We start from the raw sequence: 20,780 nt of genomic DNA, 5'->3' as shown, positions 1-20,780 counted from the left end.
CCAAAGGAGGCATTTTGCCTTGGGAACGGCCCGGCGGCAAAAAAGGCCCCCACGCCGCGCGGCTGCGCCGCTTGCTGCCCCCCAAGGGGGCGTTTTTGCCTTGGGGCGGCCCGGCGGCAAAAAAGGCCGGGCGCAAGTCTCGATGCCCATCCAGGGCGTCGCGGAGCCGGCTTTGCCGGTCCGCCAACGCCGCCCCCTTGAGGGGGCCGCGCGCAGCGCGGTAGGGGGTGGGCCCATCTACTGTCGCAGGGGCGCGCAATCCACGCAATCCATTAAACTCCCGAGTCTGATGAAGAAGCGACCGATTTACTATTTCCTGTTGTTCCTGCTCCTTGTGGTGGTGGCCCTGGCCGCCGCCTGTGGCGGCGCCTGGCTGTGGATGAACCAGCCCTTGCGGATGGCCTCCGACCGGGTGGATTTCGTGGTGGACCCCGGCCTCAGCCCGCGGGCGGTGGCGCATGCCGCCAATACCGCCGGGATCTCGCTGTGGGAGGACGGTTTCGTCTGGATGGCGCGGCTCAGCGGGCGCGACAAGCTGATCAAGGCCGGCGGCTACGAAGCGGTGCGCGGGGACACGCCCTGGCTGCTGCTGGAGCGCCTGGCGCGCGGCGACGTCAACCAGCGCCAGGTCACCTTCGTGGAGGGCTGGAGCTACAAGCAGATCCGCCAGGCCCTGCGCGACAATCCGGATATCAAGCAGACGCTGGACGGCGTCGACGACGCCGAGATCCTGCGCCGCCTCGGATCCAGCGCCGCCAGCATGGAAGGGCTGGTCTTTCCCGATACCTATCTGTTCACGCCGGGCAGCACCGATTTCGATATCCTGCGCCGCGGCTACCAGGAAGGGCAGCGCATACTCGCCCAGATGTGGGACAAGCGCAGCCCCAACACTCCGGTCGGCACACCCTATGAGGCGCTGGTCCTGGCGTCCATCATCGAGAAGGAAACGGGCCACGGCCCGGACCGCGCCCGCGTCGCGGGCGTGTTCGCCAACCGCCTCAAGGAAAACATGCCCTTGCAAACGGATCCCACCGTCATCTACGGCATGGGCGACAATTACGAGGGCAAGCTGCGCAAGCGCGACCTGCAAGCCGATACGCCGTGGAATACGTACACCCGTACCGGCCTGCCGCCCACGCCCATCGCCAGTCCCGGCCGCGCCGCCTTGCTGGCGGCGGTGCAGCCGGAGCAGCACAAGTTTCTTTATTTCGTTTCGCGCGGCAACGGCACCAGCGAGTTTTCCACCACGCTGACGGATCACAACCGTAACGTGTCGCGCTACATCCTGGGACGGGACCGACAGCAATGACCACACGGGGACGATTCCTGACGCTGGAAGGCGTGGACGGCGCCGGCAAGAGCACGCACGTGAAGTGGGTGGCCGAGGAACTGCGGCACGCCGGCCTGACGGTGCGCATGACGCGCGAGCCGGGCGGGACCGAGCTGGGCGAGAAGCTGCGCGAGCTGGTGCTGCACGAATCCATGGGGCTGGACGCCGAGCTCCTGCTCATGTTCGCGGGCCGTTGCGAACACCTGCGGCAGGTCATCGAACCGGCCCTGGCGCGCGGGGAGTGGGTGGTGTGCGACCGTTTCACCGACGCCACCTACGCCTACCAGGGCGGCGGCCGCGAGCTGGGCGCCGAGCGCGTGGCCGTGCTCGAATCGTGGATGCGGCCGGCCCTGCAGCCGGACCGCACCTGGCTGTTCGACGTGCCCCTGGAAGTGGCGCGCGCCCGCCTGGCCGACGCCCGCACGCCGGACCGCTTCGAGCGCGAAGGGGCGGAATTCTTCCAGCGCACGCGCGACGCCTATCACGCCCGGGCGCGCCAGTACCCGGACCGCATCCGGGTGATCGACAGCAGCCGTCCCAAGGACGTGGTGCGCGAAGAACTGCGCGGCGAAGTGCGCGCGCTGCTGGACGCCTACGCATGAGCCAGGCGCGACCGAACATCGCGCGCTTCCTGCCCTGGCAGGAGGACATCGCCCGGGACTGGCTGCGGCAGCGCGAACGCTTTGCCCATGCGTGGCTGATCCATGGCCTGGCCGGCATCGGCAAACTGCAATTCGCCGCCGCCGCCGCCGCCAGCCTGCTGTGCGAATCGCCGCGCGAGGGGCTGGCCTGCGGCGCCTGCCATGCCTGCACCTGGGTGGCGGCCGGCAATCATCCCGACCTGCGCCGTGTGCGGCCGGAGGCGGTAGCCCTGGAAGAGGGCGCCGAAGCCGCCGCCGAGGCGGGCGAGGAGGGCGGCGAACCGGCCGCCGGCGGCAGCGCCAAGCGCGCGCCGTCCAAGGAAATCCGCATCGACCAGTTGCGCGCGCTGGAGTCCTGGTTCAACACCGCGACGCATCGCGGCGGCTGGCGCGTGGCGCTGATCTACCCGGCGCAGGCCATGAACGTGGTGTCCGCCAACGCCTTGCTGAAGGTGCTGGAGGAACCGCCGCCGCACACCATCTTCCTGCTGGTGGCCGATGCGCCGGACCGCCTGCTGCCCACGCTGCTGTCGCGCTGCCGGCGCCTGCCGCTGCCGACGCCTGCCCCCGCCGAGGCGCGGGAATGGCTGCGGACGCAGGGCCTCGAGGACGCGGAGGACTGGCTGGCCGCGGCGGGCGGCGCGCCTTTGGGCGCCCTGCGCCTGGCGCAATCGGGCGACGCCGCCTGTCCCGCCTGGCTGGAGCAGTTGCTGCTGCCCCTGTCCAGCGGCAAGGGCAGCGACGTCGGCATGCTGGCCGACCAACTGGAAAAACTGCCGGCGGCGCAGTGGATAGACGCCTTGCAAAGGCTCTATGTCGACCTCATGTTGGCGGGAGCGGGCGCCGCGCCGCGTTATTTCCCCAGCCTGGCCGAGCCGGTGGCGCGCACTGCCGCCCGCGCCGCCCCGGCGAAGCTGGCCGAGACCGCGCGCTGGCTCACCCGCCAGCGCGGCCTGGCCGGGCACCCGCTGAACGCCAAGCTGTTCGCCCATGCTGCGCTGCAACGCGTGGTGCTATCCTGCCAGGCTTGACCCGGGTTGCCCGCGCGCGCCGGGTTTTCGGCGCCCGGTGAACCCAAGGCGAAAGCCGTCCTTGGAGCGCTAGGCGGCGCAAGCCGCGCTTCGGCCCGCTCCGGCTTCATTCACGTTCTAGCTGCGAAATATGTACGTCGATTCCCACTGTCACCTGAACTTCCCCGAACTGGCGGCCGACCTGCCGGCCATCCTCGACCGCATGGCGGCGAACCAGGTGACCCACGCCCTGGTGGTCAGCGTCAACCTGCCGGAATGGCGCGGCCTGATGGACCTGGTGGCGCCGCATCGCAACCTGTGGGCCTCGGTGGGCGTGCATCCCGACTACGAAGACACCCACGAGCCCACCGCCGAGGAACTGGCCGAACTGTCGCAGGATGCCAAGGTGGTGGCGATCGGCGAGACCGGCCTGGATTACTACCGCCTCAGCGAACCGCTGGACTGGCAGCGCACGCGCTTCCGCACCCATATCCGCGCCGCGCGCGAGACCGGCCTGCCCCTGATCATCCATACCCGCAGCTCGGCCGAGGACACCCTGAAGCTGATGCGCGAGGAAAACGCGGCCGAGGCGGGCGGCGTCATGCACTGTTTCACGGAGACCTGGGAAGTGGCGCAGGCCGCCATCGACCTCGATTTCTATATTTCACTCTCCGGCATCGTCACGTTCAAGAACGCGGTGCAACTGCATGAAGTGGCGGCCAAGGTGCCCCTGGACCGCCTGCTGATCGAAACCGACTCGCCTTACCTGGCGCCCGTGCCTTATCGCGGCAAGCTCAACGACCCGTCCAAGGTGATCCACGTCGCGGAGAAGATCGCCGACCTGAAAGGGATACCCGTGGCCGATGTTGCGCGGGCATCGACGGATAATTTCTTCAAATTATTCAATAAGATAGTGAAATAATCTAAAGTAGATTATTTAAAGTGAATTATTTAAAGTAAGCTCTTTAAAGTAAATTCTTTAAAGCAAGTTCTTAAAACAAACCCATCGCGCCGCGCCTGACCGGGCGGCGGCGTCCGCCTTGCAGGAGGGGCCGTCCATGAACCGCTACCGTACTTCCTATCGCGTGGATCGCGCGCTCGCCGGCCTGGGACTGACGCTGGCCTGCGCCTTCACCGCGGCGCCCACGGCCGAGGCGGCGCGGCCGGCCGACGCCTGGATCTATGTCGCCAACGACAATACCGGCGAGATGAAGGACCTGCTGGCGTCCGGATGGAACCCGAACCAGAAGAACCGCGGCCAGCCCGCCCTCATGCAGGCGGTGCGGGACGGGGCCTGGAAGGTCTTCGACCTGCTGGCGGCCGATCCCCGCACCGACGTGAACGCCACCAACGGCAGCGACGAAACGCCGCTCATGTACCTGGCGCTCAAGGGCGAGACCAAGCGCGCCGAGGCGCTGATCGCGCGCGGCGCCCAGGTCAATCGCCTGGGCTGGACGCCGCTGCACTACGCGGCTTCCACGGGACAGGTGGAAACCGCCAAGTTGCTGCTGTCCAAGCAGGCCATCGTCAACGCGCCGGGGCCCGACGGCACCACGCCCTTGATGATGGCGGGCCGTTCGGGCAGCCGCGAGATGGCGCAATTGCTGCTGGATGCGGGCGCGGACCCGACCAATCGCAGCCTGGCCGGCCTGGATGCCGCCGCCTGGGCGCGATCCGCGAAGCAGGAATCGCTGGCGCAGTGGCTGGACCAGGCGGCCAGGAACTACCATCCCCCGCGCGCGTCGGCGTCGCCGCCGGCCGGCAACGAGGCCGCGCCCGCGGCGGACACCGTGGCGCAACCCGCCGCGTCCACGCCGGCGCCGTCCGCCGCGCCGTCCAGCCAGCCCGCCGGCGATGGTCCCACGCTGGGCGGCGTGTCCGGCGTCAAGCTGAATTCCTACGACGACCCGCCCAAGCACTGAAAGCCTGAAGGCTGAAACCTGAATCCTGAAAGCGCCGCCGAGGCCGGCTCCGATCTCCGGACCTCGCGCGGCGCCGTTGCGCGCGACCCGGCGTCGCGGCACGGAGCGTCGCGTCCATCGATTTCAATGCGGCCCGAACCATAGGCCCGACCGCCCGGGACTCGACATCGCGTGCGTCTGTCCGCCCGGTTTTTTGCGTGGGTTTGACGGGGGCGTCGCGCCCGTTGAAGCGTTTTGCGTTTGTATGGATCCATATGGGCAAAAAAGTCACTCAGCGGGGCACCTGAGTTAAGATGAATTCGGCTCTGGCCCCGCTTCGGTGCTTTTGCCGGCACCGTGATCCGGGCCGCGCTCCATTCCCCACCAAGGAGGTTTACCCCATGCTCAAACGAAAAATCGCTGCCGCTTTGGCCGTCCTGTCCGTCACCTGGTTCGCCGCGGCCGCGCCGGCCGCCGCGCAGTCGGGCAAGCAACTGGTGGTCGCGACCGACACCGCCTTCGTGCCGTTCGAATTCAAGCAGGGCAACGCCTATACGGGCTTCGACATCGAGCTGTGGGCGGCCATCGCCAAGGAGCTGAACCTGAACTACCGGCTGCAGCCCATGGATTTCAACGGCATCATCCCCGGCCTGCAGACCCGGAACATCGACGTGGCGCTGGCGGGCATCACCATCCGCGACGATCGCAAGCAGGTCATCGATTTTTCGGATCCGTACTACGAGAGCGGCCTGACCATCCTGGTCGGCGAGAAGAACAACACCATCAAGACCGCGCAGGACCTGGCCGGCAAGAACGTGGCGGTCAAGACGGGCACCTCGACCGTGGACTTCCTCAAGGCCCAGGTGCCCGACGCCAAGCTCAAGCTGTTCCCCAACATCGACAACGCCTATCTGGAACTGGCGACGGGCCGGGTCGACGCCGCGGTGCACGACACCCCCAACGTGCTGTATTACGCCAACACCGCCGGCAAGGGCCGGGTCAAGGTGGCGGGCAACGTGAAGAGCGGAGAGTTCTACGGCATCGCCTTCCCCAAGGGCAGCGACCTGGTGCCGCAGGTCAACAAGGCCCTGGCCACGCTCAAGTCCAATGGCCAATACGACGCCATCTACGCCAAGTGGTTCGGCAAGAAGCCCTGAGCCCGCTGCCGTTTCCGACGCACCGCCGCTGCCATTCCGGCGCCTGACCTCCTTGGCCGGACAGCGGTGGATTCATTCAAGATACGGCGTTCGCCGGCGCTTCTTTGTCCGCGATGGCGCGGGACAGAGCGGGGCCGCGTGAGCGCCTTACATGGGGATGCCTGTGAATTTCGATAGCTCCGTCATCTGGGCGGCCTTGCCCAATCTGCTTGACGGGACGCTGATGACCGTCAAGATCACCTTCTGGGGCCTGCTTGGCGGCTTCGTGCTGGGCGCGCTGGCGGGTGTCGCGCGCGCCTACGGCGGCATCGTGCTGTCCGTGATCGCCCAGATCTACGTGGCGGTCATCCGCGGCACGCCGATCGTCGTGCAAGTGATGTTCATCTATTTCGCGCTGCCCTTATTGATCGACGGCTTGCGGGTGGACGCCGAATGGGCGGCCATCGGCACGCTGATGATCAACTCGGGCGCCTACATCGCGGAAATCGTGCGCGGCGCGCTGTTGTCGGTCAGCAAGGGCCTGCGGGAAGCGGGCCAGGCGATGGGCCTGCCGTTCCACAAGATCCTGACGCACATCATCGGGCCGGTGGCGGTGCGCCGCATGATCCCGCCGCTGGGCAACCAGTGCATCATCAGTCTCAAGGATTCGTCCTTGTTCATCGTGATCGGCGTGGCCGAGCTGACGCGGCAGGGCCAGGAAATCATGGCCAGCAATTTCCGCGCGGTTGAAATCTGGTCCGCCGTGGCCATCATCTACCTGATCCTGACGGGCTTGATCGCGCTGACCCTGCGGATCGTCGAGAAAAGGATGCGCATACTATGAGCATGGTTGAATTCCAGAATGTCTCCAAGAAGTTCGGCGAATCGATCGTGCTGCGCGACATCAGCCTGAACATCGACACCGGGGAAGTGGTGGTGGTCGTGGGGCCGTCGGGCTCCGGCAAGTCGACCTTCCTGCGCTGTATCAACGTGCTGGAAACCATCGAGGAGGGCGATCTGCTGGTCGACGGCCTGAGCGTCAAGGGCACGCCGGCGGAGATCCGCGAAATCCGCCGCGAAGCGGGGATGGTGTTCCAGCAGTTCAATCTCTTTCCCCAGTTGACCGCGCTGGAGAACGTCATGTTCGGCCCGATCCATACGCGCGGCACGTCGCGCGACGAGGCGCGCGCCGAAGCCGAGGCCCTGCTGGCCAAGGTGGGCTTGTCCGAACGCATGGGGCACTATCCCTCCGAGCTGTCCGGAGGCCAGCAGCAGCGGGTGGCCATCGCGCGCGCGCTGGCGATCAAGCCCAAGCTGATGCTGTTCGACGAGCCGACCTCGGCGCTGGATCCGGAGCTGCGGCACGAAGTGCTGAAGGTCATGCGCGATCTCGCGGAAGAAGGGATGACCATGGTGGTCGTGACCCACGAGATGGAATTCGCGCGCAAGGTCGGCAGCCGCCTGATCTTCATCGATGGCGGCCGGGTGGCCCATGACGGGCCGCCCCAGGAACTGTTGTCCAATCCGCCCAGCCAGCGGCTGAAGGACTTCCTCCAGCACGTCAGCTAAGGCCATCCCGTGGTCCGCGCGCGCCCGGCCTGAGCGCGCGCCACCAGACGGGAATCGTGGCGGCGGACGCCGCCACGACCAGTCCCAGCGCGGCGCGCATGCCCGATTCGATCGGCGGGACGGCGCCCAGGACGGTCCCGAAAATCGCCACCCCCAGGGCCGCACCGGTTTGCCGGCCGGTATTCAGGACCGCCGCCGCCACGCCGGCGCCTTGCGGGGGGACGGTTTCCAGCGCGGGCGCGGTGGCCAGGGGCGTGATGATGCCGGCCGCCAGGCCGATGACCAGCAGGGACGGCACGGTGAGGGCGGCGTTCGCCAGCGCGAGGCCCAGCCCCAGGCCGGCGGCGCCGCCGGCATAGCCGGCCAGGGCGGCAATCATGGGCCATTTACGGCCATGGCGCGCGGCCAGCGGGCTGGCGCTCATATTGCCGACGCCGACCATCGCCGTCATGGGCAGGAGGACCAGCCCGGCATGCAGGGGCGTGTAGCCGCGCGCCTGCTGGTAGTAGAGGCTGATCACGAACAACAGGCCGTAGAACGCGAAGGCCGACACCAGGGAAACATGGACCGAAGCGGAGAACAGGCCGTCGCGGAACAAGCGTGGCGGCAGCATGGGAGCGGGGTGCCGCGTTTCGACGCGCAGCAGGATCGTCCATGCCGTGACGCATAACGCCGCGCCGGCAAGCATGGGCGCCGACGTCCAGCCCAGGACGCGCCCCTCGATCAGGACGCCGATGGTGGCGCCCAATGCGACGACGCCGCAGGCCAGGCCGGCCAGGTCCAGGCGCCCGGGAGACCGGGGCGCCTCGGCCTGCGCGGGATCCCGCGCGATGCCCCAGGCCATCGCCATCCCCGCCAGGCAGATGGGAACGTTGACCAGGAACAGCGCGCGCCAATCCAGCCAGTGGATCAGCAGGCCGCCGGCCAGCGGACCGGCGGCCATGGCAATGCCGCCCAGGCCGGCCCATATCCCGATCGCCCGCGCGCGTTGTGCGGCGGCGGGGCAGGCCTGGTGGATGAGCTTGAGCGAGCACGGCACCAGCAGCGCCGCGCCCATGCCCTGCAGGGCGCGCGCGCCGATCAGCACGGGCAGCGTGGCGGCCATGGCGCACGCCGACGACGCCAGCATGAACAAGCCCAGTCCGGCCAGATAGACCCGGCGCGCGCCCCAGCGGTCGCCCAGCGCGCCGCCCGTCAGCAGCAGGCTCGCGAACATCAGCGTGTAGGCGTTCATCACCCATTGCAGGCTGGCGATGCCTGCCCCGAACGCCAAGGAGAGATTGTTCAGCGCCACGTTGACGATGGAGATGTCCAGGATGACGATGACATAGCTGACGCTGGTCGCCGCCAGGACGCGGCGGGCCTGGCTGTCCGGCGCGACGGGCGGCGCGCCCGGGCAGGAGAGGGAAGAGTCGGAGGCAGCGGGGCTGCGCATGGGGTTTCCTTTGGAAGATGCGGCGGGGGCGATGCGCGCGGCGCGAGAGCCGGGGCGGCGCAAAAGGCCGCGGACAAGGACCTCTGCCGGATAGCGGCCGCGGGCAAGGGCCTGGAGACAAGCAGGGCCTGGAAACAAGTCTAGGAAAACGGGCAGCCCCGATGATTCGATGGGCATCGAATCATGCGATGGAAGCGCGGTGCTATCGTGGCCGCGTCATTGAAGACGGGAAGAAGGAGGCCGAGATGATGACGGAACCGGACGTTGCCCGTGTCGCGCACTTGATCGCGGACCCGGCGCGCGCCGCCATGCTCATGCTGTTGACGGATGGCCGCGCGCGTCCCGCCGGCGAGCTGGCCTATGCCGCCACGGTGACGCCGCAGACGGCCAGTTCGCACCTGGGCAAGCTGCTGGCCGGCGGTATGCTGGCCGTCGAGACCGAGGGCAGGCATCGGTACTACCGCCTGGCGGGCGCGCACGTGGCCGTGGCGCTGGAGCAGTTGGCGGCCATCGTTCCGCTCGCGCCCGCGCGGCGCAAACCGCTCGGCCGCGAGGCGCAAGCGTTGCAATTCGCCCGTTGCTGCTACGACCACCTGGCGGGCAGCGTGGGCGTGGCCATCGCCCAGGCCTTGCTGGCGCGTGGCTACCTGGCCGCGGGCCCAGGCAAGCAATTCGAGGTTACGCCCGAAGGCGCCGCCTGGTTCGCCGGCATGGGTTTGGATATGACGTCAATCAAGCCGACGGCGCGCGGCCTGGCGCGCGCCTGCCTGGACTGGACCGAACGGCGGCATCACCTGGCCGGCCCCCTGGGCGTGCAATTCACCGCCTTGCTGTGCGAGAAGGGATGGCTGCGCCGCCACCGGAATTCCCGGGCAGTGCAGGTGACGCCGCAAGGGTGGACGGGATTGCGCGAAACCCTGGATATCGCGCCCGGGCTGGGCCTGGACACGCCAGGCTCCCAGCCCCTTAGCCCAAGCCCTTAGCCCTTAGCCCTTTACTCGGACGATCTTCTGCACCTGCGGCACGTGGCGGATGGCGCGGATGACCTGCGCCAGGTGCTTGCGGCTGTCCACCTGCACCGTCAGGTGCAGGGAGACGGTCGCCACCGCGTCGTCGTGCATGGTGACGTGCACGATATTGGCGTCCGTCGCCGTGATCTCGGCGGCCAGGCGGCCCAGCACGCCGCGTTCGTTGCGCGTGACGATGTCCAGCCGCGTCGACAGGTGCTTGGCGGTCTGGGTGTCCCAGGCCACGTTGATCCAGCGCTCCGGCTCGCGCGTGCGTTGCCGCGCGGCGACGGGACAGTCGGCGGTGTGGACCACCAGCCCATGGCCCAGCCGCATGCCGGCGATGATGGCGTCGCCCGGCAACGGACCGCAGCAAGGCGCCAGTTGCACGGCCTGGCCTTCGTTGCCCTGGATGAGGATGGGCGCGGCGCGGGCCGCGGTGATCTCGTCGACGACGCCGGCGGTGGTGGCTATCAGGTCGTGCTCGGGCCCGAAGCGGCGCGCGACGACGGCGGCCAGGCGCTTGCCCAGGCCGATGTCGGCGAGGATTTCGTCGCGCGAGGCGGCGCCGGTGCTGCGCGCCAGCTTTTCCCAACTGGGATCCTCGGGCGAGGGGAGTTGCAGGTGCAGTTCCTGCAAGGCCTGGCTCAGCAGGCGCTCGCCGAACACCACCGACTCGGCGTACTTGACCGTGCGCAGATAGTGGCGGATTTCCGAGCGCGCGCGACCGGTGCGCACGTAGTTGAGCCACTGCGCGTTCGGCCGCGACGCCGGCGAGGTGACGATTTCCACCGTGTCGCCGCTGGCCAGTTCGGTGCGCAGGGGCACGAATTCGTTGTTGACCTTGGCGGCCACGGCCTGGTTGCCGATGTCGGTGTGGATCGCGTAGGCGAAGTCCACCGGCGTCGCGCCGCGCGGCAGCGAAATGATCTTGCCGTGCGGCGTGAAGACGTAGACCGCGTCGGGGAACAGGTCGACCTTGACGTGTTCGAGGAATTCGCCCGAATCGCTGTTCTGGCTCTGGATGTCCAGCAGCGACTGCAGCCATTGGTGCGTGCGCTTCTGCAGGTCATTGAGCGATACGTCGGCGCCCTTGTACAGCCAGTGCGAGGCCACGCCTTCCTCGGCGACGTGATGCATGTCGCGCGTGCGGAACTGGAATTCCACCGGCGTGCCGTAGGGGCCGACCAGGGTGGTGTGCAGGGACTGGTAGCCGTTCACCTTGGGAATGGCGATGTAGTCCTTGAACTTGCCGGGGACCGGCCGGTAGAGCTGGTGCAGGGTGCCCAGCGCCAGATAGCATTCCGGCAGCGTATGCACGATGACGCGGAAGCCGTAGATGTCCAGCACCTCGGAGAAGGTCTTCTTCTGGTCGACCATCTTGCGATAGATGCCGTACAGCGTTTTCTCGCGGCCCGTCACTTCGGCTTCGATGCCGGCGGCCGGCAGCGCCGCGCGCACCGCGTCGGCGATCTTGCCGATCACTTCGCGCCGGTTGCCGCGCGCGGACAGCACGGCCTTGTACAGCACCTGGTAACGGTTGGGGTACATGGCGGCGAAGCACAGGTCCTGCAACTCGCGGAACAGCAGGTTCAGGCCCAGGCGATGGGCGATGGGCGCATAGATGTCCAGCGTCTCGCGCGCGATGCGGCGGCGCTTTTCGGGCGTCACCGCGTCCAGCGTGCGCATGTTGTGCACGCGGTCGGCCAGCTTGATCAGGATGACGCGCACGTCGCGCGCCATCGCCAGGAGCATCTTGCGGAAGCTCTCGGCCTGCTGTTCGGCCTTGGTGGCGAAGTCCAGCCGGTCCAGCTTGGACAGGCCGTCGACCAGTTCGGCCACTTCGGGGTTGAAGCGCTCCGCCAGCTCGGCCTTGGTGACGTCCTGGTCTTCGATGACGTCGTGCAGCAGCGCCGCGGACAGCGCGTTGGCGTCGAGCTTCCAGCCGGCGCAGATTTCCGTGACGGCGATGGGATGGGAGATGTACGGCGCGCCGCTGGCGCGGAATTGTCCGAGATGGGCCTGGTCGGCGAAGCGATAGGCTTCACGCACGCGCTCGACGTCCTTCTTGTCCAGGTAGCCGCTGATGATTTCGGTCAGCGGCGCCAGGGACGCCACGGGAGACGCCGGCGCCTCGGCCGCCTCCTGGGCGGCCGCCTCGGCGGGCGAGGGCGGGATCTTGCCGTTCTTCTTACCGGGCCTGCGTCCCAGACGGGAACCCGCGCGTAGCGCGGCGAGCAGGCCGGACGAAGCGTACTTCAGTCCGGGAAATGCCATGCGAGCCACCCCCGGGTCGAGATCAGGTCGGGACTTTGCGCAGCATTTCGGTGCCGGTCAGGCCGGAGGCGATCTCGCGCAGGGCGGTCACGGTGGGCTTGTCCTTGCTGTCCAGGCGCGGCGCATGGCCCTGGGCCAGTTCACGCGCACGATAGGTGGCGGCCAGGGTCAACGTGAAACGGTTGGGGATCTGGTTCAGACAATCTTCAACGGTAATACGGGCCATGGGTCACCTGCTGCTGCAATGCGTGGAAACAATGAAAACCGCGTCGCCCATGAGGGCGGGACGCGGCGGTGGGGCGTCTTTTTTAGTGGGGCGCCGAGATGCCTAATTGCGAGAACAATTGGGCGTGCCGGACGGCCTGCGATGAAAAACGCAAGCGGGCCGCGCTGACGATTTGTACGAGTTGCAGCAGGGCCACGCTAAATTCTTGATTAATAATAACATATTCGCACTCGGGCGCGTGGGCGATTTCCCCGCCGGCGCCAAGCAGGCGGCGCGCGATGACGTGGGGCTCGTCCTGCCCGCGCGCCTTCAGGCGCGCCTCCAATTCCTCGATGGAAGGCGGCAGGATGAAGATGCCGATGGCCGCGGGAAAATGCTGGCGCACCTGGCGCGCGCCCTGCCAGTCGATTTCGAGCAGCACGTCGCGGCCCTGGCGCGTGGCCTCGTCGATGCGGTCGCGCGGCGTGCCGTAGAAATTGCCGTGCACTTCCGCCCATTCCAGCAGCGCGTCCTGCTCGCGCAGGCGCGCGAATTCCTCCTGCGAGACGAAGCGGTATTCGCGTCCGTCGACTTCGCCCGGCCGGGGCGCGCGGGTGGTGCAGGAAATGGACAGGCTGATGGTCGGATCCTGCTTGAGCAGGGCGCTGACCAGGCTGGACTTGCCGGCGCCGCTGGGCGCGACAACCATGAAGACGTTGCCGTAGGTAGTGGACATGGCGATAAGGAAGCGGGGTGTGCCGAGACGCGAAGGATACCAAATCGCCTTACGCGGTAGTAGGATCGCGCAATATTCCAAGGAGGCGTTGAATGCAAGCGAATAACGAACGTGGCAGCGGCAAGGTGGCGGTGGTGACGGGGGCGGGCAGCGGCATCGGCCGGGCCGTGGCGCTGCAACTGCTGGCGGAGGGATACCAGGTCGTGCTGGCGGGACGGCGGCCGGAGGCGCTGGAGGCGACGCGGGAAGCCGCCGGGGCGGCCGCCGGGCGGGCGATCGCCGCGCCGACCGACGTCTGCGTGGAGGACTCCGTGCGCGGCCTGTTCGAACTGGTCCAGTCCCGCTGCGGCCGCCTGGACGTGCTGTTCAACAATGCCGGGCGCGGCGCGCCGGCGGTGCCCATCGAGGACCTGCCGGTCGACGTATGGCGCAACGTGGTCGACACCAACCTGACCGGCATGTTCCTGTGCGCGCAGGCGGCCATCCGCATCATGAAGGCGCAGCAGCCGCAGGGCGGCCGCATCATCAACAACGGTTCGATTTCGGCGCACGCGCCGCGCCCGTATTCGATCGCCTACACGGCCACCAAGCATGCGGTGACGGGTCTGACCAAGTCGATTTCGCTGGATACGCGGCAGTACAACATCGCCTGCGGCCAGATCGACATCGGCAACGCCGCGACGGAAATGACGGACCGGATGGTGAAGGGCGTGCTGCAGCCGGATCACACCACGCGCGCGGAGCCGCGCATGGACGTGCAGCACGTCGCCGACGCGGTGGCGGCCATGGCGGCGCTGCCGCTGGACGCCAACGTGCAGTTCATGACGATCATGGCGACCAACATGCCCTTCGTGGGGCGCGGCTAGGAGAAGGCGCCCGGCGTGCGAAAGCGCGGCGCTCGAAAGAGGCCGCACCCCGCGCGCCAGGCGCTGTCCCTTGTCCTGCCTGCGTCGTCCGGCTTACTTGCTGGCGACGTGGACCTGCTGATTGCCGGTCGGCGACAGGTAACGGCGGGCGCCGTTGAAATGCTTGGCCCAGTAGCCGGCGTCGAGGTCATCGATGCGCACGGTGGAACCGGTGGTGGGCGCATGCACGAACTGGTTGTCGCCGATGTAGATGCCGACGTGCGACGTGCGGTAGCTCACCACTTTCCTGGCTTTCTTGCCCTTGCCCTTGCGGGTCACGGTGCTGCTGCCGAAGAAAACCAGGTCGCCGGGCTGCAGTTGCGAGACGGCGATGGGCTTGCCTTCGTCGCGCTGGGAAGCCGCATGGTGCGGCAGCGCGAGGCCGGCGACTTCCTTGTAGACGTAGGCGACCAGGCCGCTGCAGTCGAAACCGCCGTCCGAACCGTCGCCGCCCCAGGTGTAGGGCGTGCCGATGGCGTCCAGCCCCGCTTCGACGACGCGGTCGCGCAGGGTGGGGACGGTGGGGGCGTCATTGGGGGACAGGCCTTTCAGGTTGCCGAGGGCGTCGGCAACGATCATCGCATTGGCGGCGGCGGGCATCGCGGCCAGGGCGGCGATGGACAGGCAGGCTGCGGTGAAGAGGGAACGGGGGAAAAATGCTCGTCTCGTCGGCGGCGTCATAACTTCACTTTGGAAAATGGAGTGCTAATGGCGGCGTGGCTTCAACAACGTTCAAGCCGGCGAAGGTTACTGAATTCGGGGTACTGCTCAGGGGATACTGCCGGGGTGCTGCATGGGTACTGCGCGGGGTACTCGGGATGTGGCCGGCAGCGTATATGCGCACCCGGGCACGAGATGTGAATCGCAATAAATTCAGCCTATGCGGCCGATACGTATTCACTAAGTGCGCGAATTATATACCAATGAAAGATTGTTACGCTTATATTCTTATTCTGCGTACTTCAGGGATTTCCCGCGTATGTTCTGACAAACGGATGACAAAAAGGGGCCGGATTGTCATAGAAAACCCGAGTGTCCGTTAGCAAAGTTGTTGATTTGTATCAAGCCTCGGCGAATTCGCTTGTAAATTCTACCCGCGGCCTGCGTGCATCCAGGGCGTGCCGGGGCTGTTGGCTTGCCCCTCATGCGAGGGGCGAGCCGGGGCGGTGCGCCGCCGGCTTGCCCCTTTCATGCCGTCCGCTTATTTAGAAGTTGGCGCGCAGCCCCACCATCACCGCGCGTCCGCCTTCCGGCGCGATGTCGCGCAACACCGACGTCGAATAGCGTATTTCCTGGTTGGTCAGGTTGGTGCCGCGCACATACGCCAGCCACTGCGTCTGCCCCACCTTGAAGGCGTAGCTGGCGTCGGCGTCCAGCCGGTAGTAGCCGGCCGTCGACGTATCGTTCTCCGGCCGCCGGTGCTGGGCGAAGGCCTTGGTGAAGGATACGCCGGCGCCCCACGGGCCATAGGTGTAGTCCAGGCCGAAGCCCAGGCGCAGCGGCGGGATGCGGGGCAGCGGCTCGCCCGTGTCGCTGTTGCGGGCGTGGGTGTAGTCGCCGGACAGGTTCAGGTCCAGCTTGTGGGCGCCGCTTTCCAGCACGCGCGTGGTGGTGCTCGCCTCGAAACCGTAGAAGTCGGCGGGCACGGCGCGGTAGACCGCCTGCGACAAGGCGTCGTCGGTGCTCGACGGCACGACTTCGCCGTCGTCGTCGGTGTACAGGCCGGTGTTGACCTCCGTGATGTAGTTGCGGAAGTGGGTGTAGAAGATGCCGAAATTGGCCTTGTTGGGACCGTCTTCGAAGCGCAGGCCCAGGTCGCCCGAGAACGAACGCTCCTTGTTCAGGTTCGGGTTGCCGATCAGGTACTGGCCCGTGGCGTCATGGGGGCCGTTCGCGTACAGCTCATAGAAGGTCGGCGCGCGCTCCGTATACGCGCCGTTGGCCGCGATGGACCAGCGGCTGTCGAGCTTGTAGATGGCGCCCAGCGAGAAGCTGGTGGCCGTGAAGTCGCGCTTGGACGAATCGAGGAAACGGTCGTTGCCGCCGGCCGACGGGGACAGGCGCGTGTATTCCACGCGGCCGCCCGCGCTCAGCGTCAGGCGGTCATTGACCTTCCATTGCTCCAGATCGAAGATCGCGAAGTTGTTGGTGTCGGTGGACGGCACCAGGGCCTCGTCGCCGAGCGCGGAAAACTGCGTCTGGCTGATCTGCAATCCCATCGATCCGCTGATCGGGCCGAAGTCGCGATGGCGCGCCTCGATGCGGGCCTCGTAGCCGTGATTCTTGAAGGTGGTGCCGGTCTCGCCGTCGTCGACTTCCTTGTGCTGGTAGTCGGTGTAGGCGAAGTCCGCCTTCAGCTTCGTGAAGAAGCCGTCGAGGTCGCGGATCTCGCCGCTGGCGCCGAAACGTTCCTGGTGCATTTTCAGGCGCACGGTGTCCTCGGCCACCGAGCCGTAGTCGGAGTTGTAGCCGCTATACGAGATGCCGGCGTAGCCGCTGTCGCCGGTCCAGGACATGCCGACGCCGCCGCCGTGCACGCGGCCGTCGCTATTGGGCAGGTGGTCGCGCGGGCCGTTGCCGTCGTCGTCCTGGCCGCGGATGTTGCCCGAGTCCGCGTAGCCGGGAATGCGCAGTTCATGCGTGGCGCGGGTATAGGCGTCGGCGCGGATGGCGAACTTGCCGTCGCCGCCTTCCACCTGCACGGCGCCGGTGCGGTCGTCGTTGGCGCCGCCCCAGTCGCCCTGGGCGGTGCCGTGGATGCCGTTGATGGGTTCGCTGGGGATGCGGTCGTCGATCACGTTGACCACGCCGCCGACGGCGTTGCCGCCGTACAGCAGCGCGGCCGGGCCGCGGATGACCTCGATGCGGTCGGCGCTGATGGGATCCATCGGCACCGCGTGGTCGAACGACAGCGAGGACGCGTCGACCGAACCCAGGCCGTTGTTCATGATGCGGATGCGGTCGCCGTCCAGGCCGCGGATGATGGGGCGTCCGACCATGGGCCCGTAGGTGGTGGTCGAGACGCCGGGCAGGCCGTTGAGCGTCTGGCCCAGCGTGCTCTCGCGGCGCAGGTCGAGCTGCTTGCCTTCGAGCACGGACGAGGGGGAGCTCAGGGCGTCATTGCCCAGCGGGTTGCCGGTGATGATGACCGGCGCGAGGTTGGTGGTGTTGATCGGCATGGCGCCGTTCGTGTTGGCGGCGTTGCCGGCGGCGGGGGCGGCCGTGGTGGACGGGGCGGCGTTGTTGGCGCCGGTGGCCGGGGCCTGTTGCGCCCAGGCGGCGGGCGCGAGGCAGCAAAGCGCCAGCGCAAGCGGCGTGAGGGCGCCGGCGCGGCGGGCGGCGGGCGAAGGACGGGAAGCGCGGCGCGCCGGCTGGGCGCGCACGGAGGAGGGCACGAAAGACATGCGTGGATCCGCGAGAAATAGGGGAAGGGCGCGACACGCGCGGCTGCATGCCGTGCGCGCGAGGCGGCGCGGTGCGAAGCGCGGGTGTCGGGTGGCGAGGCGCCGGGGGAGTCAGGCGCGGGCGGAGGAGGCGCGCGGTGGCGCGCGCGGCAGGATCCACGGGCCGCGCGCGACCTGGATGGGGCGCGGCGCGGGGTCGACGCGGGGCAGGAAAGTGGGCGAGGGCAGCGCCAGCAGCGGCGTGGGGGTCAGGACATGGTCCAGGACCTGCCACTCGTCGCAGGTGTGGCAGTGGGCGTCGGCGCCGTGGCCGTCTTCGTCGCCGCCGCTATCGATGATGGGGGCCGGCAGGGCGGTCGCGGCGGCGGGACCGCCGGCGAACGAAGCCGCCGCCAGCGCGCGCAGCGGCGCATGGCCCAGGTGGGTCATCGCGTGCAGCGTGGCGCCCACCGGCGTCAGAACCAGCATCAGCACGGCCCACGCCAGCAGCGCTGCATGGCAGCGCGCTAGGGGGCGTGAGCGGTGGCGTCGGTGCTTCATGCTGGTGTGAAGGCCGCGGAAGGAATCATGCGGCCGGGCTGGAAATGGCGGAAAGAATCGCAATGGCTTGCACGACGCGGCCATCGGCCGCATGAGCGGGCCGGCGCGCAAGGAGGGTGTATCGGGTAACGCGAACTAATGGCTGCGGGCGTGGACTACCAAGGCGAATTACCAAGGTGAATTTTTGGTAATGATATATTATTTCAATATCTATGTCCGCCGATTTGTCTCTCGCCTCTCCATATTCATGCCGGTTTGGGCGAGGTCGTCGCGAGGAGGCGACGGCCATGCCAAGCACAGTGCGCCCCGGAAGCGGCGTGCGCGGGCACTGTGCTCGAAAAATGACGCGCCGGCGGCGCCTCATGGCGGGCCGCGCGATCCTAAAATGCCTGCGGGCGGCGTTCGCCGGCCGCCCGCCATGCCGACCCCCGGTCCACGGAAACACGGAAGTCGTCTGCGCTGGTCACGGTTAGCGGGCGGCTGGCCGTTGCCGCGCCGCCGACGCCGGCGTTGACGGGCCCGGCGCGCCGGCGGGCATTCTTCTCCCTGGGCAGCCTGGCGCGGCCGCCCGCGCAGGGGTTTCCCCATGATCGTTCGTCCCAAGACTACCTGGTTCCGGATGCTGTTCGTCTGGCACGGGTCGGTGCTCCATCGCGTCCTCGCGCCGCTGCTCGTCAACTTCCTGCTGGGATTGCTGGCGGTATGGGGCTCGACCCATGCCTCGCATTTCTTCCCGCACCTGAATCCCGTGCCGTTCTCCCTGATCGGCGTGGCGCTGGCGATCTTCGTCAGCTTCCGCAACAACGCCTGTTATGCGCGCTACTGGGAAGCCCGCACGCTCTGGGGCAGCATGAAGAACCAGGCGCGGGATCTCGCGCGCTTCGCGATCACGGTGACGGACCTGCCCAAGGACGATCCGCAGGTCGCGCGCGCGTTGAATCTGGTGGCGGCCTTCGTCTATGCGCTCAAGCACCAGCTTCGGGACAGCGATCCGCGCGACAGCCTGGCCCGCTTGCTGGACGGGGAGCTGGTCGAGGACATCCTGCGGCGGGACTGCCGGCCGCAGTACATACTGGAATGCCTGCAGCAGCAATTGGTGGCGTGGTGCCGGCAAGGGCGCTACGGCGATATCCTGCTGGAGTCGGGACTGCGCAAGCTGGACACCCTGAACGCCGTGCTCGGCGGCTGCGAACGCATCCGCGGCACGCCCTTGCCCTATGCCTATGACGTGCTGCTGCATCGCACGACCTATTTCTATTGCGCGCTGCTGCCCTTCGGCCTGATCGGCAGCATAGGCCTGGCGACGCCCTTGATCTCCGTGTTCATCGCCTACGCCTTCCTGGCCTGGCACGCCATTGCCAGCGAACTCGAAGACCCGTTCGGCGACGAGCCCAACGACCTGGCGCTGGCGTCGCTGTCGGTCGACACCGAACGCGCCTTGCGCCAGGCCGTCGACGCGCGGGACATGCCGCCGCGCCTGCTGCCGGACCTGGACTTCCGCTTGCGCTGAGCCGGTCCGACCCCCGTGCGGTTCGCTGAATCCTGAATCGTATATGGGCTGAATGGGAAGAATAGGAAATGTCTGATGTACCGCCCGGGACCTCCGTCCTACATTGGCGACCCGGGCCGCTCGCGGGTCGCTCGCCGCGTTTCCATCCCTGGTGCGCCGGCCGGCGATCCGTCACCTGCGCGGCGGGATGTGACAACTACGCGAGTGAATCGGATGATCGTTCGTTCCAAGACGGCTTGGATCAGACTGCTGTTTTCCCGGCATGGATCAATGTTGAAATACATTGCCACGCCCCTGGCCCTCAATCTCCTGCTGGCGCTGGCGGCGGTCTATGGGGAGTACAAGGACCCCGGTTTCTTCAAGGAGCTGAGCCCCATCCCTTTCTCGCTGCTCGGGGTGGCCCTGGCCATCTTCGTCGCGTTCCGCAATAACGTTTGCTATGCCCGGTTCTGGGAGGCGCGCATCCTCTGGGGCAACATGAAGAACACCGCGCGCGATCTTGCGCGCTTCTTCATCACCGCCCCGGGGCTGTCCATGGACGATCCCCAGGTCGTGCGCGCGATCGATCTGCTGGCGGCCTTTCCCTACGCGCTCAAGCACCAGTTGCGCGGCACCGATCCGCGCGCCAATATCACCCGCCTGCTGGACCGGAGCCTCGCCGCCGATGTTCTGCGGCGCGAGTGCCGCGCGCAGTATGTGCTGGAATTGCTGCAACGGCGGCTGGTGGATTGGCATCGGGAGGGGCGTTACGGAGAGGTCCTGCTGGCGGCGGGGCTGCAAAAACTGGGCGTCCTGAGCGGCGTGCTGGGCGGCTGCGAGCGGATACGCGGCACGCCCGTGCCCTATGCGTACGACGTGCTGCTGCATCGCACCACCCATGTCTATTGCGCGGTGCTGCCCTTCGGGCTGGCCGGCAGCCTCGGCTGGGCGACCCCCTTCATCGCCTCGTTCATCACCTATGCCTATCTCGCCTGGCATGCCATCGCGACCGAACTGGAAGAGCCGTTCGGCGTGGAGCCCAACGACCTGGCGTTGGCGGCGATGTCGGTCGACACGGAACGCGCCCTGCGCCAGGCGATCGACGCCGCCGACATGCCGCCCCGGCTGGCGCCGGACAGGCGCTTTCGCCTTTATTGAGCGGGGAATATCGTGAGCGGGGAATACCGCGCGGCGA

General features: G+C 67.6%; 19 protein-coding genes. 12 read left to right on the top strand and 7 right to left on the bottom strand.

Annotation, left to right across the window (positions count from 1 at the left end):
* Positions 1-289: 289 nt before the first annotated feature.
* The 8 genes from mltG to glnQ all read left to right on the top strand — a co-directional run bounded on the left by mltG (position 290) and on the right by glnQ (position 7,587).
* Positions 290-1,309, top strand: a complete 1,020-nt coding sequence (gene mltG, locus CAL29_RS15995) for an endolytic transglycosylase MltG (RefSeq protein WP_094853949.1) — start codon at positions 290-292, stop codon at positions 1,307-1,309.
* Positions 1,306-1,932 (top strand): dTMP kinase, encoded by a 627-nt coding sequence (tmk, locus tag CAL29_RS15990; RefSeq protein ID WP_094853948.1) that lies wholly within the window; start codon positions 1,306-1,308, stop codon positions 1,930-1,932. Before mltG ends, tmk begins: the two co-directional genes overlap by 4 nt.
* Positions 1,929-3,002 carry a DNA polymerase III subunit delta' gene (holB, locus tag CAL29_RS15985; protein WP_094853947.1) on the top strand — a complete coding sequence of 358 codons (1,074 nt, stop codon included), beginning with the start codon at positions 1,929-1,931 and terminating at the stop codon, positions 3,000-3,002. The genes tmk and holB overlap by 4 nt, the downstream gene beginning before the upstream one ends.
* Before the next feature lie 130 nt (positions 3,003-3,132).
* On the top strand, positions 3,133-3,903 hold the full coding sequence (locus CAL29_RS15980) for a TatD family hydrolase (RefSeq protein ID WP_094853946.1): 771 nt from the start codon (positions 3,133-3,135) through the stop codon (positions 3,901-3,903).
* A 136-nt stretch (positions 3,904-4,039) separates the two neighbouring features.
* Complete coding sequence (locus CAL29_RS15975; RefSeq protein ID WP_094853945.1) at positions 4,040-4,903, top strand: ankyrin repeat domain-containing protein; 864 nt, start codon at positions 4,040-4,042, stop codon at positions 4,901-4,903.
* A 380-nt stretch (positions 4,904-5,283) separates the two neighbouring features.
* Positions 5,284-6,039 (top strand): glutamine ABC transporter substrate-binding protein GlnH, encoded by a 756-nt coding sequence (gene glnH, locus CAL29_RS15970; RefSeq protein WP_094853944.1) that lies wholly within the window; start codon positions 5,284-5,286, stop codon positions 6,037-6,039.
* Positions 6,040-6,202: 163 nt separating this feature from the next.
* The gene (gene glnP / locus CAL29_RS15965) at positions 6,203-6,862 is read left to right on the top strand and encodes a glutamine ABC transporter permease GlnP (protein ID WP_094854128.1); all 660 of its coding nucleotides are present in this window, start codon (positions 6,203-6,205) and stop codon (positions 6,860-6,862) included.
* The gene (gene glnQ / locus CAL29_RS15960; protein WP_094853943.1) at positions 6,859-7,587 is read left to right on the top strand and encodes a glutamine ABC transporter ATP-binding protein GlnQ; all 729 of its coding nucleotides are present in this window, start codon (positions 6,859-6,861) and stop codon (positions 7,585-7,587) included. The genes glnP and glnQ overlap by 4 nt, the downstream gene beginning before the upstream one ends.
* On the opposite strand, the gene CAL29_RS15955 is transcribed toward glnQ, so the two are convergent.
* Positions 7,580-9,022, bottom strand: a complete 1,443-nt coding sequence (locus tag CAL29_RS15955) for an MFS transporter (RefSeq protein ID WP_094853942.1) — start codon at positions 9,020-9,022, stop codon at positions 7,580-7,582. The two genes, glnQ and CAL29_RS15955, sit on opposite strands and share 8 nt — an antisense overlap.
* A gap of 245 nt (positions 9,023-9,267) precedes the next feature.
* On the opposite strand from CAL29_RS15955, the gene CAL29_RS15950 reads away from it, so the two are divergent.
* Positions 9,268-10,005 (top strand): ArsR/SmtB family transcription factor, encoded by a 738-nt coding sequence (locus tag CAL29_RS15950; protein ID WP_179284059.1) that lies wholly within the window; start codon positions 9,268-9,270, stop codon positions 10,003-10,005.
* A gap of 3 nt (positions 10,006-10,008) precedes the next feature.
* On the opposite strand, the gene CAL29_RS15945 is transcribed toward CAL29_RS15950, so the two are convergent.
* The 3 genes from CAL29_RS15945 to gmk form a co-directional block, all read right to left on the bottom strand.
* Complete coding sequence (locus tag CAL29_RS15945) at positions 10,009-12,306, bottom strand: RelA/SpoT family protein (protein WP_094853941.1); 2,298 nt, start codon at positions 12,304-12,306, stop codon at positions 10,009-10,011.
* A gap of 22 nt (positions 12,307-12,328) precedes the next feature.
* Entirely contained in the window at positions 12,329-12,532 is a 204-nt protein-coding gene (gene rpoZ, locus CAL29_RS15940) for a DNA-directed RNA polymerase subunit omega (RefSeq protein WP_094853940.1), read from the bottom strand.
* Positions 12,533-12,614: 82 nt separating this feature from the next.
* Positions 12,615-13,247, bottom strand: coding sequence for a guanylate kinase (gmk, locus tag CAL29_RS15935; RefSeq protein WP_094853939.1), 633 nt, complete (start codon positions 13,245-13,247; stop codon positions 12,615-12,617).
* A 92-nt stretch (positions 13,248-13,339) separates the two neighbouring features.
* Between gmk and CAL29_RS15930 the strand changes: the two genes are divergently transcribed.
* Positions 13,340-14,113 carry an SDR family oxidoreductase gene (locus CAL29_RS15930; protein WP_094853938.1) on the top strand — a complete coding sequence of 258 codons (774 nt, stop codon included), beginning with the start codon at positions 13,340-13,342 and terminating at the stop codon, positions 14,111-14,113.
* Positions 14,114-14,206: 93 nt separating this feature from the next.
* Here the strand turns inward: CAL29_RS15930 and CAL29_RS15925 are convergent, their stop codons facing one another.
* The 3 genes from CAL29_RS15925 to CAL29_RS15915 form a co-directional block, all read right to left on the bottom strand.
* Positions 14,207-14,833, bottom strand: coding sequence for a C40 family peptidase (locus CAL29_RS15925; RefSeq protein ID WP_094853937.1), 627 nt, complete (start codon positions 14,831-14,833; stop codon positions 14,207-14,209).
* A gap of 524 nt (positions 14,834-15,357) precedes the next feature.
* Positions 15,358-17,556, bottom strand: a complete 2,199-nt coding sequence (locus CAL29_RS15920) for a TonB-dependent receptor (RefSeq protein WP_094853936.1) — start codon at positions 17,554-17,556, stop codon at positions 15,358-15,360.
* A 111-nt stretch (positions 17,557-17,667) separates the two neighbouring features.
* Positions 17,668-18,030, bottom strand: coding sequence for a hypothetical protein (locus CAL29_RS15915; protein ID WP_094853935.1), 363 nt, complete (start codon positions 18,028-18,030; stop codon positions 17,668-17,670).
* Positions 18,031-18,682: 652 nt separating this feature from the next.
* Between CAL29_RS15915 and CAL29_RS15910 the strand changes: the two genes are divergently transcribed.
* Both CAL29_RS15910 and CAL29_RS15905 read left to right on the top strand, forming a co-directional pair.
* A complete protein-coding gene (locus CAL29_RS15910) occupies positions 18,683-19,606 on the top strand; it encodes a bestrophin family protein (RefSeq protein ID WP_094853934.1) in 924 nt (307 codons plus the stop codon).
* Positions 19,607-19,681: 75 nt separating this feature from the next.
* The gene (locus CAL29_RS15905; protein WP_094853933.1) at positions 19,682-20,743 is read left to right on the top strand and encodes a bestrophin family protein; all 1,062 of its coding nucleotides are present in this window, start codon (positions 19,682-19,684) and stop codon (positions 20,741-20,743) included.
* Positions 20,744-20,780 lie beyond the last annotated feature (37 nt).

Source organism: Bordetella genomosp. 10 (assembly GCF_002261225.1).
Lineage (GTDB): Bacteria > Pseudomonadota > Gammaproteobacteria > Burkholderiales > Burkholderiaceae_B > Bordetella_C.
Note: the sequence above shows the minus strand (reverse complement) of the source record. Positions and strands in the feature narration are given on the sequence as shown.